Origin of the sequence: Polynucleobacter sp. CS-Odin-A6 (assembly GCF_018882095.1) — a bacterium.
Classification (GTDB): domain Bacteria; phylum Pseudomonadota; class Gammaproteobacteria; order Burkholderiales; family Burkholderiaceae; genus Polynucleobacter.
In genome coordinates, this window is the sequence record NZ_JACVPD010000001.1 from 609,420 (window position 1) to 625,414 (window position 15,995).

The 15,995-nt window shown below is 47.2% G+C and carries 17 protein-coding genes, 2 tRNA genes and 1 pseudogene; 10 read left to right on the forward strand and 10 right to left on the reverse strand.

Annotated elements, in window-relative coordinates:
• Window positions 1–6 precede the first annotated feature (6 nt).
• The 4 genes from pgsA (at window position 7) to ICN15_RS03105 (ending at window position 1,443) form a co-directional block, all read left to right on the forward strand.
• Window positions 7–579: a CDP-diacylglycerol--glycerol-3-phosphate 3-phosphatidyltransferase gene (gene pgsA / locus ICN15_RS03090; RefSeq protein ID WP_216201161.1), complete on the forward strand. Its 573-nt coding sequence runs from the start codon at window positions 7–9 to the stop codon at window positions 577–579.
• A 119-nt stretch (window positions 580–698) separates the two neighbouring features.
• A tRNA-Gly gene (locus tag ICN15_RS03095) sits at window positions 699–774 on the forward strand.
• A 50-nt stretch (window positions 775–824) separates the two neighbouring features.
• Window positions 825–898: transfer RNA gene (locus ICN15_RS03100), tRNA-Cys, on the forward strand.
• A gap of 83 nt (window positions 899–981) precedes the next feature.
• On the forward strand, window positions 982–1,443 hold the full coding sequence (locus ICN15_RS03105) for a hypothetical protein (protein ID WP_216201162.1): 462 nt from the start codon (window positions 982–984) through the stop codon (window positions 1,441–1,443).
• A gap of 81 nt (window positions 1,444–1,524) precedes the next feature.
• Here the strand turns inward: ICN15_RS03105 and lexA are convergent, their stop codons facing one another.
• Window positions 1,525–2,244 (reverse strand): transcriptional repressor LexA, encoded by a 720-nt coding sequence (lexA, locus tag ICN15_RS03110; protein ID WP_216201163.1) that lies wholly within the window; start codon window positions 2,242–2,244, stop codon window positions 1,525–1,527.
• Window positions 2,245–2,306: 62 nt separating this feature from the next.
• On the opposite strand from lexA, the gene ICN15_RS03115 reads away from it, so the two are divergent.
• The 6 genes from ICN15_RS03115 (at window position 2,307) to dnaB (ending at window position 7,530) form a co-directional block, all read left to right on the forward strand.
• Complete coding sequence (locus tag ICN15_RS03115) at window positions 2,307–3,383, forward strand: asparaginase (protein ID WP_216201164.1); 1,077 nt, start codon at window positions 2,307–2,309, stop codon at window positions 3,381–3,383.
• A 133-nt stretch (window positions 3,384–3,516) separates the two neighbouring features.
• Entirely contained in the window at window positions 3,517–3,891 is a 375-nt protein-coding gene (gene rpsF, locus ICN15_RS03120; RefSeq protein WP_216201166.1) for a 30S ribosomal protein S6, read from the forward strand.
• Between the two features lie 59 nt (window positions 3,892–3,950).
• Entirely contained in the window at window positions 3,951–4,244 is a 294-nt protein-coding gene (priB, locus tag ICN15_RS03125; RefSeq protein WP_216201167.1) for a primosomal replication protein N, read from the forward strand.
• Window positions 4,245–4,257: 13 nt separating this feature from the next.
• Entirely contained in the window at window positions 4,258–4,530 is a 273-nt protein-coding gene (rpsR, locus tag ICN15_RS03130) for a 30S ribosomal protein S18 (RefSeq protein WP_011902267.1), read from the forward strand.
• A gap of 13 nt (window positions 4,531–4,543) precedes the next feature.
• A complete protein-coding gene (rplI, locus tag ICN15_RS03135; protein ID WP_216201169.1) occupies window positions 4,544–4,996 on the forward strand; it encodes a 50S ribosomal protein L9 in 453 nt (150 codons plus the stop codon).
• 83 nt (window positions 4,997–5,079) lie between these two features.
• Complete coding sequence (dnaB, locus tag ICN15_RS03140; RefSeq protein WP_370625414.1) at window positions 5,080–7,530, forward strand: replicative DNA helicase; 2,451 nt, start codon at window positions 5,080–5,082, stop codon at window positions 7,528–7,530.
• A gap of 75 nt (window positions 7,531–7,605) precedes the next feature.
• On the opposite strand, the gene ICN15_RS03145 is transcribed toward dnaB, so the two are convergent.
• The 9 genes and pseudogenes from ICN15_RS03145 to ICN15_RS03185 form a co-directional block, all read right to left on the reverse strand.
• Window positions 7,606–7,875 carry a hypothetical protein gene (locus tag ICN15_RS03145; RefSeq protein WP_216201170.1) on the reverse strand — a complete coding sequence of 90 codons (270 nt, stop codon included), beginning with the start codon at window positions 7,873–7,875 and terminating at the stop codon, window positions 7,606–7,608.
• Between the two features lie 117 nt (window positions 7,876–7,992).
• Window positions 7,993–8,475, reverse strand: a pseudogene (locus ICN15_RS03150) (C40 family peptidase); the annotation flags it as partial.
• A gap of 25 nt (window positions 8,476–8,500) precedes the next feature.
• Entirely contained in the window at window positions 8,501–10,174 is a 1,674-nt protein-coding gene (locus tag ICN15_RS03155; RefSeq protein WP_216201171.1) for a PhoH family protein, read from the reverse strand.
• Between the two features lie 234 nt (window positions 10,175–10,408).
• Window positions 10,409–10,876 carry a peroxiredoxin gene (locus tag ICN15_RS03160; RefSeq protein WP_216201173.1) on the reverse strand — a complete coding sequence of 156 codons (468 nt, stop codon included), beginning with the start codon at window positions 10,874–10,876 and terminating at the stop codon, window positions 10,409–10,411.
• A 49-nt stretch (window positions 10,877–10,925) separates the two neighbouring features.
• Window positions 10,926–11,843 (reverse strand): polysaccharide deacetylase family protein, encoded by a 918-nt coding sequence (locus ICN15_RS03165; protein WP_216201175.1) that lies wholly within the window; start codon window positions 11,841–11,843, stop codon window positions 10,926–10,928.
• 12 nt (window positions 11,844–11,855) lie between these two features.
• Entirely contained in the window at window positions 11,856–12,902 is a 1,047-nt protein-coding gene (locus ICN15_RS03170; RefSeq protein ID WP_216201176.1) for a bifunctional UDP-4-keto-pentose/UDP-xylose synthase, read from the reverse strand.
• Between the two features lie 21 nt (window positions 12,903–12,923).
• Window positions 12,924–13,796 carry a formyltransferase gene (locus ICN15_RS03175; RefSeq protein WP_216201177.1) on the reverse strand — a complete coding sequence of 291 codons (873 nt, stop codon included), beginning with the start codon at window positions 13,794–13,796 and terminating at the stop codon, window positions 12,924–12,926.
• On the reverse strand, window positions 13,797–14,768 hold the full coding sequence (locus ICN15_RS03180) for a glycosyltransferase (protein WP_216201179.1): 972 nt from the start codon (window positions 14,766–14,768) through the stop codon (window positions 13,797–13,799).
• A gap of 31 nt (window positions 14,769–14,799) precedes the next feature.
• Window positions 14,800–15,981, reverse strand: a complete 1,182-nt coding sequence (locus tag ICN15_RS03185) for a DegT/DnrJ/EryC1/StrS aminotransferase family protein (RefSeq protein ID WP_216201180.1) — start codon at window positions 15,979–15,981, stop codon at window positions 14,800–14,802.
• Window positions 15,982–15,995 lie beyond the last annotated feature (14 nt).

The following is a 15,995-nucleotide window of genomic DNA, read 5'->3' on the forward strand; positions in this document are numbered from 1 at the left end:
TGCGCCATGCCTTTTAATCTGCCCATTGCCCTGACTTGGTTACGAGTAGCCGCTATCCCCCTGGTGGTCATCGTGTTTTATCTACCGAGTAACTGGCTCACGGCTTTTGATAAGAATCTGGTAGCAACCATTATTTTTGTCTTGGCAGCGGTAACCGATTGGTTAGATGGCTTCTTGGCTCGCCGTATGAAGCAAGAGTCGGCGTTTGGGCAATTCTTAGACCCGGTGGCTGACAAGTTGATCGTTGCTGCAGCTCTGTTGGTCCTGCTGAATATGGATCGCGTGCAAGTGTGGGTTGCCCTAATCATTATTGGCCGTGAAATTACCATCTCCGCATTGAGAGAGTGGATGGCGCTTTTGGGTGCTGGTAAAAGTGTTGCGGTTCATTTAGTCGGAAAACTCAAAACGACTGCCCAATTGATTGCCATTCCATTTTTATTATTAAACGACACCTTATTTGGCTGGCTCAATTGCGCGCAAGTAGGTACATGGTTGATTTGGATTGCATCCTTTTTGACCCTTTGGTCTATGTTTTATTACATGAAGAAAGCCTTGCCGCAGTTGGTAGATAAGACCTAATAAAGACTGCGAAGCCATTGAAAACAAGGGCGCAGACAATTGATTGCATCCTTGGTTTTTAGACTTGACAACAAATAATGCCTTCCTTTCAATTGTTTGCTAAACTACTGCCCTGTTATGCGGGAATAGCTCAGCTGGTAGAGCGATACCTTGCCAAGGTATAGGTCGGGAGTTCGAACCTCCTTTCCCGCTCCAAGTTCGATGGGAAGCCCTCAAAAGCTTCCCATTTTTGATTATGGATATATGGCGCGTTGGCCGAGTGGTTAGGCAGGAGCCTGCAAAGCTTCGTACGGGGGTTCGATTCCCTCACGCGCCTCCAGTGATTTAGATTGACCCTGGTGGCGTTTCACCTAAAATACCGTGAAGATATTGCGCAGTCAAATTCATTGCTAGGGTACGAACATGAACGAACTGAAAAGACTTATAACCTTCTCATCGGCAGTAATGCTATCTCTCCTTTTAGGTGCTTGCGCATCCTCAGGAGATTCACCAACAGGCACCCCTAGCGAAGTCCAGGAAATTCAATCGCAACTCTTGGGCGACATGCCATTGCCTGCAGCATCGAAAATGATCGGCTCTGAATCGCTCATTATTGGCCGTGGCGATAATTGGGTTGGTCGAGTGGTGCTTTCTGGCGTTCAAACCCCAACTGATATTTATGCCTTCTTCCAAGCGGAATACCCAAAGGCTGGCTGGACTACAGTGAGTGCTGTTAAATCCAAGACTAGCATTTTGGTTTTCACAAAAGGTGATCGCACATCTACTATAGAATTAACTGAAGGTTCATTCTCGGGCCCCAAAACGATGATTACTATTACTGCATCGCCGAAGAATGCAAACGTGGTTGCCCCAAGTAAAAAATAGCACGCTGAAAAAGACGGGTCAATAAAGCTTAGTAATTAAAAAAGGCCTCGCATGGAGGCCTTTTGCTTTTGAGGTTAGGGTTTATAGACCGCCAGCCCTGATGAGCCCAACAGCTTGACCTTCCACTGCGAAATTCGGTTGGCGACTGTCGACTAAGATATTTTTGAAATCTGGATTCTCGGCTTGTAACTCAATCACGGTGCCATTCGCTGTTTTCTTTTGGTTCCAGCGTTTAACGGTGACTTCATCATCTAGGCGTGCAACGACGATATCGCCGTTCCGTACTTCGGAAGTTTTCCTCACGGCGAGATAGTCCCCATCGAGAATACCGGCATCGCGCATGCTCATTCCTACTACCTTTAATAAGTAATCAGCACCTTTACTAAATAAACTGGGGTCAATGGCTACTTGTTTTTCAATATGCTCTACTGCCATGATGGGAGAGCCTGCAGCAACTCGACCAATAAGTGGCAATGTCAGTTGTTGAAGTGCGCCAGAAGGCAAAGACATCTGGCGATATTTATTGGGATTGTGGGTTTGATTAAATCGTTGTGGAATACGAATGCCGCGAGAAGTTCCGGGCGTCAATTCAATATATCCTTTTTTTGCTAAAGCACGCAGGTGCTCTTCAGCGGCATTAGCTGAAGCAAATCCAAGCTGCGTTGCAATTTCTGCACGAGTAGGAGGTGAGCCACTGACCTCTATAGCCTTGGTAATCAATTCCAAAATCTCACCTTGTCTTGAGGTGAGCTTGGGGAGGATAGTCAGCTCCTCCAGAAAATCGACTGTATTTATGTCCATACTGTGATTGTATACAGCACTATTTGAATATTCAAGCAATTTAGGCGTGGATAATGAGATAAATGAGTTCAATTCCCAGCTTTCCAGAAAATACGCCCCATATTTTGGTTTTAGGTATGGGTGGCACTATTGCAGGTCTTGCACCAAACCCTGAAGAGAATCCGCTTCAATACCAGGCTGGCCAAGTAGCAGTGGATTCACTCTTGAGCCAGGTTCAATCCGCAATTCCACAAGGTATCAAGCTGGTTTCACACCAGTTAGCCAATATTAATAGCCGCAACCTGATGGATTCCCACCTCACCGAGATGGGGCTTGCCGTAAGAGAGGCCCTTGCAGACCCATTGGTCAAAGGACTTGTCATCACCCATGGTACCGATACGATCGAGGAGACCGGTCTATTTTTGCAAGCAACTTGTGGAAATTTAGCCCAGACCTGCACTAAAAGAGTGATTTTGACTGGCGCGATGCTCCCAAGTAACGCGCCGGGAGCTGATGGCCCGCAAAACCTGCTCGATGCCCTGCGTTGGGCCTCCATGGCAATTGAAAATTGCCCCGCAGGTATTTATGCCGTCATGGATGGGCGCGTGTGCATGGCCATGGACTTGGCGAAACGTCATGCGACCGCTCTGAATGCCCCTTTGCAGAACTCTCCATCAAGTCCAGTGGGCTTGATCAATCTATCTTGGCTCTCTGGGGTGAAGGCTGTTCAGGCTGCTTGGAATGCAGATTTACCTATTCCCCCAGTAGGCGAGTGGCCATGGGTTGAGGTGTTGACCAGCCATGCGGGAGCCCGCCCTGAAACTGTTATTCAGTGGCTCGCGAGCAATGTTCAGGGCTTCGTCATTGCTGGATCGGGACATGGGGGCTTTCATGATGCATGGGCGGCCCCTTTAGAGCGGGCAATGGCTCAAGGCATCGCTTTGGTGAGAACGACCAGAACGGGTGCTGGCGCCACCTTAGCTAATATCCCCGAGGTAGATGCTGTGGGATGTCGCGCTTCTGGTCCTCTCACTGCGCCTAGAGCACGAATTGCACTTCAATTGGCCCTGTATGCAGCTAAACAAACAAATTTAGCTGGTAAACCCCTGACTTGGCAGGATTTTTTTGCTAGAATAGCGGACTTACCGGAGATTCGGTAAGGAATTAAAAGCAGTAAATACCTGTAGTTAGTTTTACCTACAATTTGTTACTACCTTGTCACACTGGCGCTAACTTTAAAACCATCGGAAGTTAGCAAGACGCTCAGGTGACTTTATCCTTAAGGAGTGTTAGATGCGTCATTATGAAATCGTTTTTATCGTCCATCCGGACCAAAGCGAGCAAGTACCTGCAATGATTGATCGCTACAAAGCGACCTTAGCAGCTGCTGGCGGCAAAGTTCATCGTATTGAAGATTGGGGTCGTCGTCAGATGGCTTACATGATCGACAAACTTGCTAAAGCCCACTACGTTTGCATGAACATTGAGTGCGACCAGAAAACTCTGGAAGAGCTTGAGCATGCGTTCAAATTTAACGATGCTGTTTTGCGTCACCTCATTATCAAGACTAAGAAAGCGGAATCAGAGCCTTCCATCATGATGAAAGAAGTGCAGCGTGAAGAAGCGCGTAAATCTGCTCAAACTGAAGCTCCTGTAGTAACAGCTTAAGTTAGAAATTTGAAGAGGAATATACAGACTAGAAAACGGATCAGAGTGACGGAGCGGCGTTGAATCATTTCACCCTCACTGCATTCTTGGTATCTAAAGACGCGATTCGATTTACACCGGCCGGAATACCCGTGATGCATTGCCAGCTAGAACATAGCGGCGAAGTAAGCGAAGTAGGAGCAGCCAGGAAAATTCAGATGAGTGTTGAAGCCATCGCAATCGGCCCAATACAAAAGGGCTTGGAGCAAATGGATTTAGGTACCCAGGTAGTGTTCGAAGGATTCTTAGCACCCAAGACTTTACGTAATCAAAGACTGGTTTTCCATATCACCCATATTCAATTGAAAAATTAAAGAGGAAATCATCATGGCGTTTGGAAAGAAACCCGATTTCAAAAAGAAACCCGCTCAGAACCCACTGTTCAAGCGTAAGCGTTATTGCCGTTTCACTGTTGCTGGCGTAGAACAGATTGACTACAAAGACGTAGATACATTGAAGGACTTCATTGGCGAGAACGCCAAGATTACTCCTGCGCGTTTGACAGGCACAAAAGCAAAGTATCAGCGTCAGTTAGACACTGCTATCAAGCGTGCTCGTTATTTGGCTTTATTGCCATTCTCCGATCAACATAAGAAATAATTGGGAGCCCTCAATGCAAATCATTCTTCTAGAAAAAGTAATCAACCTGGGCAACCTCGGCGACATCGTTCGTGTTAAAGACGGTTACGCTCGTAATTTCCTAATCCCACAACGTAAAGCCCGTCGCGCAACTGAAACAGCGATTGCTGATTTTGCTGTTCGTCGCGCTGAGTTGGAAAAATTGGCTGCTGAGAAATTGGCTGCTGCAGAAGCGGTTGGCACAAAGCTCAAAGACTTGGTTCTTGAAATCGGTCAAAAAGCCGGTGTTGACGGTCGTTTGTTTGGTTCTGTAACCAACCATGACATCGCTGATGCACTGAAAGCCAAGGGCTTTGTAATTGAAAAAGCCTCTGTACGTATGCCTACTGGCCCATTAAAGATGGTTGGTGATCACCCTGTAGCGGTAGCTGTTCATACCGATGTGGTGGCTGATATCACTGTCCGTGTCGTTGGCGAGCAAGCGTAAGTTTTAGATCGTTGGTTTTTTAATTAATCATTAGCCTCATGGCTGAATCCCGCTCACGCTCTATGATGTCAGCTCCTGGCATGATGGGTTCTGGGGATGCAGTCGTGCAGGCCTTAAAAGTACCGCCGCATTCTGTAGAAGCCGAGCAATCTTTGCTCGGCGGTCTACTGATCGATAACACAGCCTGGGATCGTCTGGGTGGCGTGTTAACTGATAAAGATTTCTATCGTCCTGAACATGCTCTGATCTATAAGGTCATTCAGCGTTTAGTTGGTGACAATCATCCTGCTGATGTAATTACTGTCCATGAGGCTGTGAAGTCAGAGCAGGGTGGCGATTTAGTGGGGATTGATTACCTCAATTCCTTAGCGCAAAGCACTCCGAGTGCAGCGAACATTAAAGGCTATGCCGATATTGTGCGAGATCGCAGTATTCTGCGTCGCTTGATCGAGGTCTCTGACAATATTGTGAACTCTGCCTTTGTTCCAGAAGGCCGTTCAGTAAGAACACTGTTGGACGAAGCCGAGTCCCGCATTTTGCAAATCGGTGAAGAGGGTAGTCGAAAAGCCGATTACTTGGAAATTGAACCATTACTCAAAACCGTTGTCGCTCGTATTGATGAGCTTTATAACCGCCAAGGCGGTAGCGATATCACCGGTATTGCTACTGGCTTCATTGATCTTGATAAACAAACTAGTGGCCTGCAAAAGGGCGACTTGGTGATTGTGGCGGGTCGCCCATCGATGGGTAAAGCCCAACCCCTTGATGCCCAAATTAAAACAGTGGATGGTTGGAAGTTGATGGCGGATGTGCGCTTTGGTGATCGGCTTGCTTCTACAGATGGTCGGCACTCCATGGTCACGGGCATTTATCCGCAAGGCATTAAGCAAATATATAAAGTCACTTTTTCTGATGGTCGTTCTGCTGAATGTTGTGATGAACATTTATGGCGTGTGATGTACCGCGATTGGGATGCACCTAAAGTCATTAGCACTGCGCGTTTAATGGAGATGCTCTCCTGCGTTCGCTACCAGAATCGCCTTTGGATAGATCCTGTTTCTGGAGATTTTGGCCATTCCAATAAATTACCAATTCATCCATGGGTGTTTGGCGCTTTATTGGGTGATGGAACTTTAGCGCTGTCTCATGGCAGCGTGATGTTCTCTACCAAATCCACTGAACTCGTAGAGCGTATGAATGCGCTGGCTGGTTATGAGATGGAGTTAGTCCATGCCAGTGCTTACGATTGGCGCTTAGTTTCCAAAGATAGAATCGCTGCCAATGGCCAGCGACAGGCAGTTCCAACTAATCACTTTAGAGCTGCCTTGAAAGATTTGGGTGTTTTGGGCTGTAGAAGTTTTGATAAATATATTCCCACTGAGTACTTGGAGGCGAATAAGACTTCTCGTCTCGCCTTATTTCAAGGATTGATGGATACCGATGGGTGGATTGAAAAGTGGGGCTCCATTCGTTTTTGCACTACTAGTAAACAACTATCTGAAGATGTAGCCACCTTGGCTAGATCCTTAGGCGGCTTTTGCTCGATATCCAATAAACAGTCAAGCTATACCTATCAAGGCGAAAAGAAGCAGGGTCGCTTAGCTTATGTTCTGAATATGAGCTTTGGTCCAGGTTTTCAGGCATTCACTTTGCCTGAAAAGAAAGAAAGACTCAGAGCAAGCTGGGATCGTCAACGCAGACTGTCATTTAAAAGCATTGAACCATCTAGAGTTGCACAAGCGCAATGCATCTCTGTTAGTCATCCTGACAGAACCTACATCACTAATGATTACGTTGTTACCCACAACACGGCATTCGCTCTTAACATCGCAGAGAACGTAGCGCTGGCCGAAGGGTTGCCAGTGGTTGTTTTCTCTATGGAGATGTCGGGTGAGCAATTGGCATCCCGTTTATTGGGCTCAGTAGGGCGCGTTGATCAAAGTCGGATGCGAACTGGCAAGTTACAGGATGACGAGTGGCCCCGAGTGACAGACGCGATTGCCCGTCTAAGTAATACCCAAATTTTGATTGACGAGACTGGGGCACTTTCTAGTCTAGAGTTACGTGCCCGTGCGCGTCGTATTGCGCGTAACTTTGGCGGGACATTAGGCCTCGTTGTCATTGATTACCTGCAGTTGATGAGTGGCTCTGGCTCTGAAAACCGTGCAACCGAGATTTCTGAGATTTCACGCTCACTCAAATCACTCGCCAAAGAATTACAGTGCCCTGTTGTCGCCTTATCTCAGTTAAATCGTGGCCTGGAGCAACGCCCTAATAAACGCCCCATCATGTCAGATCTGCGTGAGTCAGGCGCGATCGAGCAGGATGCTGACTTGATCATGTTTATCTATCGTGATGAGGTCTATCACCCGGATACGACACAAGATAAAGGTATGGCAGAGATCATCATTGGTAAGCAGCGTAATGGCCCCATTGGAACTGTGCGCCTTAGTTGGCAAGGTCCGTATACCAAGTTCGATAACTTGGCCATGGGATCAGTTGGTTATTCCTCTGGTGGATATGAGCCGTTCTAATTCAAAAGAAAAAGTAACAAGCAGCAATAAAAAAGCCTCGCACTGCGAGGCTTTTTAGTTCGAGATGAAAGTAAATTACTTGCCGCTTTCACATTTCTTGATAGATGCAGCTTTAGCAGCGCCATACAAGGGTTTGCCATCCTTGCTCACTGCCTTAGCTTCGCAGCTGGCATCTGCAGCAGCTCCGCTCATACATTTCTTAATAGAAGCATCTTTGGCTGCACCATACAGAGGCTTACCTTCTTTACTGACTGCTTTGGCTTCGCAGGCTGCTTGATCGGCAAAAGCAAAACTAGGAATTGCACAGCTCAGTGCAATACTTAAAGCGATGATGATTTTCTTCATGCGAGTAACTCCCAAGTGAATAATTCATAGAACGCGTTGTTCTAAACGGCAATATAACCAAGATTCCCTGTTTTGTGAACTTAGTGTTAGCGCTATGAGCTGAAGAGCGAAGGATTAGGGTGTTAGCCTTCTCGCCTCAGTAAACCTAGCTGCCCAATAGGGGGTGGTGATGTACTCCAAACGCACGGTTCCACCTGCGCTAGGCGCATGCACAAACCTTCCCTGCCCGACATAGATTCCAGCATGTGAATACTTTTCACCTGTCGTGTTGAAGAACACCAGATCGCCTGGTGCGGGCGGTTCATTCTCCACACTTTGACCTTTGCTGCTCATTTGCTGAATAGTGCGTGGCAGCTTAATCCCAGCAGCCCTGTTGTAAACATAGACAATGAGTCCGCTACAGTCGAATCCGCCCTTGGGGGTGTTGCCACCATAGCGATAAGGCACATCAACTAATCCAACTGCTGCAATCGAAATATCTTCGGTTCCTACGCTGGTGTCTTGCTTAAATTGAGCAACCTTGGATGCGCTAGGCTTGCTACCAAAGTTGCTACAGCCAGAAAGCGTGAGCAGGATGCAAATAAAAATGCCGCACCCCATGAGAGTGCGGCATGAGAAGAAAGGCTTAGAGTGCGTCTGCAGCATGGTCCGCAAGACGTGAACGCTCTCCTCGAGCCAGTGTCACATGTCCGCCATGACGCCAGCCTTTAAAGCGATCTACTACGTAAGTCAGACCGGAAGAACCTTCAGTTAAGTAAGGTGTATCTATCTGAGCGATATTGCCCAAGCAAATAATTTTGGTTCCTGGACCAGCACGAGTCACCAGCGTCTTCATTTGTTTAGGTGTTAAGTTTTGCGCTTCATCGATGATGACAAACTTACTAACAAACGTTCTGCCGCGCATAAAGTTCATGCTTTTGACCTTAATGCGTGAGCGGATTAATTCTTGTGTAGCTGCACGGCCCCATTCTCCAGCATTATCTTCATTGCGATGAAGCACTTCTAAGTTGTCATCAAAGGCACCCATCCATGGCTGCATCTTTTCTTCTTCGGTGCCTGGTAAGAAACCGATGTCTTCACCTACTGGTACGGTTGCTCGCGTAATAATGATTTCGTTATAGCGTTTGCTATCAAGTACTTGCTCTAAGCCGGCAGCGAGTGCTAGTAAGGTTTTTCCAGTACCCGCTTGGCCGAGTAATGTCACGAAATCGACTTCAGGGTTCATCAGCAGGTTTAGTGCAAAGTTCTGCTCACGATTGCGCGCTGTTACGCTCCACACATTATTTTTTTGGTGCGAGAAATCCCTTAATGTTTGTAAGAGGGCAGTCTTACCGTTGATCTCTTTTACCTGAGCATAGAACGGGGTTGAGCCATCCGGATTTTCTTGGTAGACAAATTGATTCACCAACATGCCGAGTACGCTGGGGCCAGTAATCCGATAGAACATCGTGCCGGATTTGCCATCAGCCCAACTTTCCATCGCTTTGCCATGCTTTGGCCAGAAATCTGCTGGTAAGGTCATGACGCCTGAGTACATTAAATCTCGATCTTCTAATACCTGATCATTGAAATAGTCTTCAGCAGGCAAGCCTAAGGCGCGAGCCTTAATCCGCATATTGATATCTTTGGATACCAAGACCACTTCTTGGCCTTTGCGGGACTTTTGCAGTTCACTGACAACGGCCAAAATCAGGTTATCCCCTTTACCTTCAGGTAGACCTTCTGGCAAAGCTTGCGTAGTCAGTTTGGTCTGGAAAAATAGGCGACCAGATACATCTTGATTACCTAATTTATTGAGCGGAATACCGTCATCCAAGGTGCCGCTAGTGCCAGCGACTAACTGATCTAAGGAGCGGCTAACTGTACGGGCGTTGCGGGCAACCTCAGTCATACCCTTTTTATGGTTATCGAGTTCTTCAAGCGTAGTCATTGGCAGGAACAGGTCGTGCTCAGAAAAGCGGAAGAGGGAGCTGGGGTCGTGCATCAATACATTGGTGTCCAAAACGAATAGACTAGGAGGGCCAGTGCGGATCATCCGCTTGGGCTTTTCTGGGGTGATGATGGTTTTGTTCTGAGTGCGCTCATGAGGCCCTGTTACAGGGTGGCGCTCCCCTTTAATCTTTTCAAGCGCCCTCTCAGCAGCAGAGAGATCTTCTTCAGAATCTGTCGCCCAGTCAGACGAATGACTTTCCATCACAACAGACTTTGCTGGGGCGGGACGCTTCTTTAAATTCGGGGTGTCCTTGGTGCTAATGGTTACTTGGCCAGCAATTTGAGTTGGGATTGGGGGCAATGGCATGCAGACTCTCCTAAAAAGAAAAACCGTCAAGCAGATTGCATTGACGGTTTATAACGAAACTGGGTGAAAAACGATCGATAAAACGGAGGGGGTTGTTTGCCGAGCCTGTTTTGAGATATTCAGGCTGATGAGTCAAACGGATTGTCAGACTTTCCCGTCGTTTACGATGCATATCAACAACTTTACCCCAAATTTGCTGCTTTGCAAGCGCCCTAGATTAAATTAATTTAAAAATTATTTGGCGTCTTGGGCAGCTTGTAATACCTCTGTCACATGTCCTGTTACCTTAATGCCGCGCCACTCTTTCACGAGCTTGCCGGAGGAATCAAATAGGAAGGTGCTGCGCTCAACGCCACGTACCTGCTTGCCATACATATTTTTCATTTTCATGACTCCGAACAACTGGCAGAGCGTTTCTTCGGTATCGGCAATGAGCTCAAATGGCAGCTCGAGTTTGCTGCGGAAATTATCATGCGATTTAAGGCTATCCCTCGATACACCAACAATCAAAGTGTTAGCCTTAGTGAAGGCCTCAATATTGTCACGGAATTCACCAGACTCGGCTGTACATCCTGGAGTCATATCTTTAGGGTAAAAGTAAATCACCAGTTTTTTGCCTTTAGCTGACTCAGGCGTAAACATCAATCCTGATGTTGCTGGGACTGCACACTGAGGTATGGGCTTGTTCATTTCTACTGTCATGACGATCTCTCTTGTGGAATTTTTTCTAGCTTACTATTTTTTAACGGCATTACGCTATTTGCAAAATCAGTTCACCGCTGCGGTTGGGGATCTCACCCCAACTAACAGGCTGTACTGCTATTTTATCGAGTTGCTTGGTGACTGCCCAAGATTGATGAAGCTCGCCCATCGTGACTAAGTCATGACCCTGGTTTAGCCAACCCGCTAGTAATTGCTCAAAAGCAGGGAGCAGTTTTTGACCCTCTAGCTCTGCATGCAGAGTAAACACTTGGTCATTGGGATTACTTTGGGTAATTTTGAGAAGCTGTTTGACTGTGCCAAACTCATCGGCATCATCTACCCCAATCAATTCATCAAAAGTGGGTAAAGTTGTGGGGTATTGCACATGCTTTGCTTTTCCAGAGTGCAGGGCAAAGCGGTAAGGCATCAGATTGGGTTCAGCCCGACCATCGGAGGAATATTGAATGCCCCACTGATCCAGTTGTTCAAAGGCGGCCTCATTCATTTGCCAACCAGCAGCACCATAGGTTGCTGGTGGATGTCCAAAGACTTCAACAAAACGATCCCAGCTTTTTTGCATTTGTGCTTTAGTCCATTGAGCATCTCGAGTTCGGACTGCATCTTGCCATGCCACATGGTCCCAAGTATGAATACCGGTCTCATGACCAGCCTGATCGATGGCACGCATTTCAGCGGCAGCCTGTTTGCCAATATCTGGACCAGGTAAGAGGACGCCATAGAGCAGGGTCTTTATACCGTAATGTTCGACAACCGAAGTGCGGCTTACCTTCTTTAGAAAACCTGGTCGGAATACGCGCTTGAGTGCCCAACCAGTATGGTCTGGACCCATGCTAAACAGAAAAGTAGCCTTGAGGCCGAAGCGCTCAAGGGTGCGCGCTAAATTCGGCACACCCTCTTTTGTCCCGCGTAGGGTATCAACATCTACCTTGAGTGCAATCTTTGCCATGAAGCTTAATGCTTATTCGTGATCAACTAAGTGACGTGCTTTTTCCACATCCTGACGGTAGGCTTCAAAGATATTCTTTAACGCATCACTCATATTGGTTGTTGGTTTCCAATTCAATTCACTGATCGTATTGTCAATAGCAGGAACACGATTTTGAACGTCTTGGTAGCCTTCGCCGTAGTAAGCGCCTGAAGTGGTTTCTACTATCTTCACTTCGTTCGCAGTCTTGGCGTACTCTGAAATACTGCGTGCGATTTCCAGCATCTGATTGGCGAGCTCCCGCACGGAGTGATTGTTCTTCGGATTGCCGATGTTATAGATCTTTCCATTGGCAATGCCATCTTTATTGTCAATGATGCGCATGAGGGCATCGATGCCATCATCAATGTAGGTAAAGGCCCGTTTCTGGGCGCCGCCGTCCACGAGGTTGATCGGCTCTCCACGCACGATATGACCTAGGAACTGGGTTACCACCCGTGAGGACCCTTCCTTTGGTGTGTAAATGCTGTCTAGGCCTGGGCCAATCCAGTTAAACGGACGGAAGAGCGTAAAGCGTAAACCTTCCATGCCGTAACCCCAAATCACACGATCCATTAATTGCTTAGAGCAGGCGTAGATCCAACGCGGCTTATTAATCGGACCATAAACCATGGTCGATTGAGCGGGATCAAACTCCGCATCTTCACACATTCCATAGACTTCGGATGTAGATGGAAATACCAAATGCTTTTTGTATTTAACAGCAGAGCGCACGATTGGTAAGTTCGCTTCGAAGTCGAGCTCAAATACTTTGAGTGGTTGCTGTACATAAGTTGCTGGTGTAGCAATCGCTACTAAAGGCAGAATGACATCGCACTTACGGATGTGATACTCAACCCATTCTTTATTAATGGTGATATCACCTTCAAAGAAATGCATGCGAGGATGATTTATTAAATCGCCCAAGCGATCATTTTGCATATCCATGCCATAGACATCCCAGTCGGTTGTCTCTAGGATGCGCTTTGAAAGGTGGTGGCCAATAAAGCCGTTTACACCAAGAATGAGTACTTTTTTCATCTTTACTGCCTCGTTTTTAATCTAATGTGTTTTTGCTGGGAACCACTCCAGTATCTCTACTGCTTTTTGGTTGCCACAAATGCCGAAGACTCGATTATCAACCACTTGGATGCCGGGTAGCTGAAGATCTAATTGGGCTGGAAATGGCGCCTCTAAATTGGTGCGGGCCACGGTCATACGCTGGCCTTGCCAGTCTGTAAAAGCGCCGGGATAAGGGGGTGCTACGGCCCTGACAAGGTCGTGAACTTGTTTGGCAGTCTGTTGCCACAGGATTTCCCCATCTGCAGGTTTACGACCCCCAAAATAACTGCCTTGAGCTAATCGGTTGGGCTTTCTGGGAATATGCCCCTGAATCAACTCCGGAAGTACCTGATTCATCACGGTAACTGCTGCCTGACTTACTTTGCCAAAAACCTCCGTAGCAGTTTCATTGGGCTCTATGGAAACCGCCGACTGCCCCACGATATCTCCGGCATCCGGCTTGGCCTCCATGATGTGCAAGGTAGCACCAGTTTCAGTTTCACCATGCAGAATGGCCCAATTGACTGGTGCGCGGCCGCGATACTTTGGGAGAAGTGAACCGTGCATATTGAGCGCAGCAATTTTGGCGCAGGCTAAGAGCCCTACTGGAATCATGTGACGGTAATAGAAGGAGAAAACATAATCCGGCGCCAGTTTCTGAATCTGTGGAATGAGACCCATTAGCTGATTCGCATTGGGCGTGATGTACGGAATCTGGTGATCTTCACATAGCTCAGAAACGCTCCCGAACCAGACATTCTCATTGGGATCATCTTGATGCGTCACGACCAAATCAATTTTGATATCTGCATGAAGTAATGCTTTGAGGCAGTTGACGCCTACATCGTGATATGCAAAGACGACTGCGTGCAATTATTTTTTCTCTAAAACAGTTTGCACCACATAGCGTGGACGTTCTCTGACTTGTTGGTAGATGCGACCGATATATTCACCAAGTAAGCCGAGACCAAAGAGCATGACGCCAATTAAGAAAAAGGTGAGGGCGAAGAGAGTGAAAACACCTTCAACTTCAGCGCCTAATAAAAAGCGGCGGATCAGGAGATAGATAAACAAACTACCAGCTGCCATTGCTAAGAGCATTCCCAGGATGGAGAAGATCTGCAAAGGCATGACTGAGAAGCCTGTCACTAAATCAAAGTTTAGGCGAATCAGTTGATAAAGGCTGTATTTCGATTCACCCGCAAACCGTTCTTCATGCTTAACGGTGATTTCAGTCGGGTTAGCTGCAAAGGTGTAAGCCAGGGCTGGAATAAAGGTATTGCTTTCATCGCACTGCCCCACGAGATCAACAATGCGACGGCTATAGCCACGCAACATGCATCCTTGATCAGTCATTGTGATGCGCGTAATTTTTTGGCGTAACTGATTCATAGCGCGGGAAGCGAATTTTCTAAAGATACTATCGCGACGATGCGCGCGAATGGTACCAACATAGTCGTGACCTTTGAGTAATTCATTGGCAAGAGCATCAATTTCTTCCGGAGGATTTTGTAAGTCAGCATCCAAGGTGATGATGTATTCACCACGAGAGTACTCAAAGCCAGCCATGATGGCCATGTGCTGACCAAAGTTACTGTGAAATAACACGGCACGGGTTACATCAGGACGCAAATCCACTTGTTTCGCCAAGATGCCAGCGGAGCGATCTTTGCTGCCGTCATTGACGAACACGACTTCATAGGTGATGGTACGTTTACTAGCCATCGCATCCAGCGCTGGATAGAGGCGATCGAAAAGGGCTTGGAGACCGTCTTCCTCGTTATAAACGGGGATGACAATACTTAGTGTGGGATTGCAGGTCTGGTCAGCTAAATTTGCAGTCATACTGCAATTTTGCCTGATTCTGCCCCCAAGACTAATTTTTACGATGTTTCTTCAGAATTCCTACTAAAGACCGAGCGATGCGGGCAATATCCTCATCCGCCATCCCTGGAAAAAGGGGGAGGGTAAGGATCGAGCGACCTATCCGCTCCGCAATCGGGGTAGCCCCTGTTTTATAGCCTCGCTTTTGGTACAGCGTAAATCCAGTAATAGCGGGGTAATGAACACCTGTGCCAATACCTAAATCCTTGAGCTCCGTCATCACTTGCGCGCGATCCGCATTCAGTTGCTCAAGCGGCAAAACAACTTGGAACATATGCCAATTGCTATCAGTGAAATTTTCTACTGGAAGTTCTAAATGGAGGCTATCTAACCCAGCAGATTTCATCTCAGTGCGAATGACATCAAAGTATTGTCTGGCCAAAGATTTTCTACGAGCCTGAAATTCGGGGAGTTGTTTGAGTTGATGTAAGCCAATCACTGCATTGACATCGGTAAGGTTATCTTTTCCACCAAGCACATCCACATCCATGCCATCCATACCTTGGCGCGTCACTCCTTGTAAACGCAACTTCTCTGCGAGCTTCGCTTCATCAGGATTGTTGAGCACAAGACAGCCACCCTCAACAGTCGATAAATTTTTATTAGCCTGAAAACTAAAGCTGACTAAGTCACCAATGCTGCCAATCTTTTGACCCTTCCATTGCGAGCCAAATGCTTGAGCGGCATCTTCAATCACGCGGAGCTTGTATTGCTTAGCTAGGGCATAGAGTTGATCCATATCGACTGGTAGGCCAGCAAGATAGACCGGCATGATGGCGCTGGTTTTAGGGGTAATGGCCGCAGCTACTTTATTGAGATCGATATTGCGTGTGATGGGATCAATGTCTACAAAGACTGGTGTTGCACCTACACTCAGAATGACATTTGAAGTGGCCACCCAAGAAATTGGAGTGGTGATGATTTCATCGCCAGGCCCGATGCCAGCGACCTGCAAAGCAATCTTCATCGTTGCAGTGCCATTGGCAAAGCAGCGCACAGGACGGCCGCCAAAATAGGCACTCAATGCAGCCTCAAACTCCGCTAACTTAGGGCCTGAAGTAACCCAACCAGAACGCAAGACCTCAGCAACGGCATCAATCGTTTCTTGATTGAAGTGGGGGCGCGTAAATGGAATGAAGGGAATCAATGGGAGCGTGATTTCGTTGGTCGACATAGTTGATCCTAAGA

Excerpts from the sequence above, each read along its gene's own strand:
- pgsA (WP_216201161.1), top strand. The coding sequence starts at position 7 with ATGCCTTTTAATCTGCCCATTGCCCTGACTTGGTTACGAGTAGCCGCT.
- ICN15_RS03105 (WP_216201162.1), top strand. The coding sequence starts at position 982 with ATGAACGAACTGAAAAGACTTATAACCTTCTCATCGGCAGTAATGCTA.
- lexA (WP_216201163.1), bottom strand. The coding sequence starts at position 2,244 with ATGGACATAAATACAGTCGATTTTCTGGAGGAGCTGACTATCCTCCCC.
- ICN15_RS03115 (WP_216201164.1), top strand. The coding sequence starts at position 2,307 with ATGAGTTCAATTCCCAGCTTTCCAGAAAATACGCCCCATATTTTGGTT.
- rpsF (WP_216201166.1), top strand. The coding sequence starts at position 3,517 with ATGCGTCATTATGAAATCGTTTTTATCGTCCATCCGGACCAAAGCGAG.
- rpsR (WP_011902267.1), top strand. The coding sequence starts at position 4,258 with ATGGCGTTTGGAAAGAAACCCGATTTCAAAAAGAAACCCGCTCAGAAC.
- rplI (WP_216201169.1), top strand. The coding sequence starts at position 4,544 with ATGCAAATCATTCTTCTAGAAAAAGTAATCAACCTGGGCAACCTCGGC.
- dnaB (WP_370625414.1), top strand. The coding sequence starts at position 5,080 with ATGGGTTCTGGGGATGCAGTCGTGCAGGCCTTAAAAGTACCGCCGCAT.
- ICN15_RS03145 (WP_216201170.1), bottom strand. The coding sequence starts at position 7,875 with ATGAAGAAAATCATCATCGCTTTAAGTATTGCACTGAGCTGTGCAATT.
- ICN15_RS03155 (WP_216201171.1), bottom strand. The coding sequence starts at position 10,174 with ATGCCATTGCCCCCAATCCCAACTCAAATTGCTGGCCAAGTAACCATT.
- ICN15_RS03160 (WP_216201173.1), bottom strand. The coding sequence starts at position 10,876 with ATGACAGTAGAAATGAACAAGCCCATACCTCAGTGTGCAGTCCCAGCA.
- ICN15_RS03165 (WP_216201175.1), bottom strand. The coding sequence starts at position 11,843 with ATGGCAAAGATTGCACTCAAGGTAGATGTTGATACCCTACGCGGGACA.
- ICN15_RS03170 (WP_216201176.1), bottom strand. The coding sequence starts at position 12,902 with ATGAAAAAAGTACTCATTCTTGGTGTAAACGGCTTTATTGGCCACCAC.
- ICN15_RS03180 (WP_216201179.1), bottom strand. The coding sequence starts at position 14,768 with ATGACTGCAAATTTAGCTGACCAGACCTGCAATCCCACACTAAGTATT.
- ICN15_RS03185 (WP_216201180.1), bottom strand. The coding sequence starts at position 15,981 with ATGTCGACCAACGAAATCACGCTCCCATTGATTCCCTTCATTCCATTT.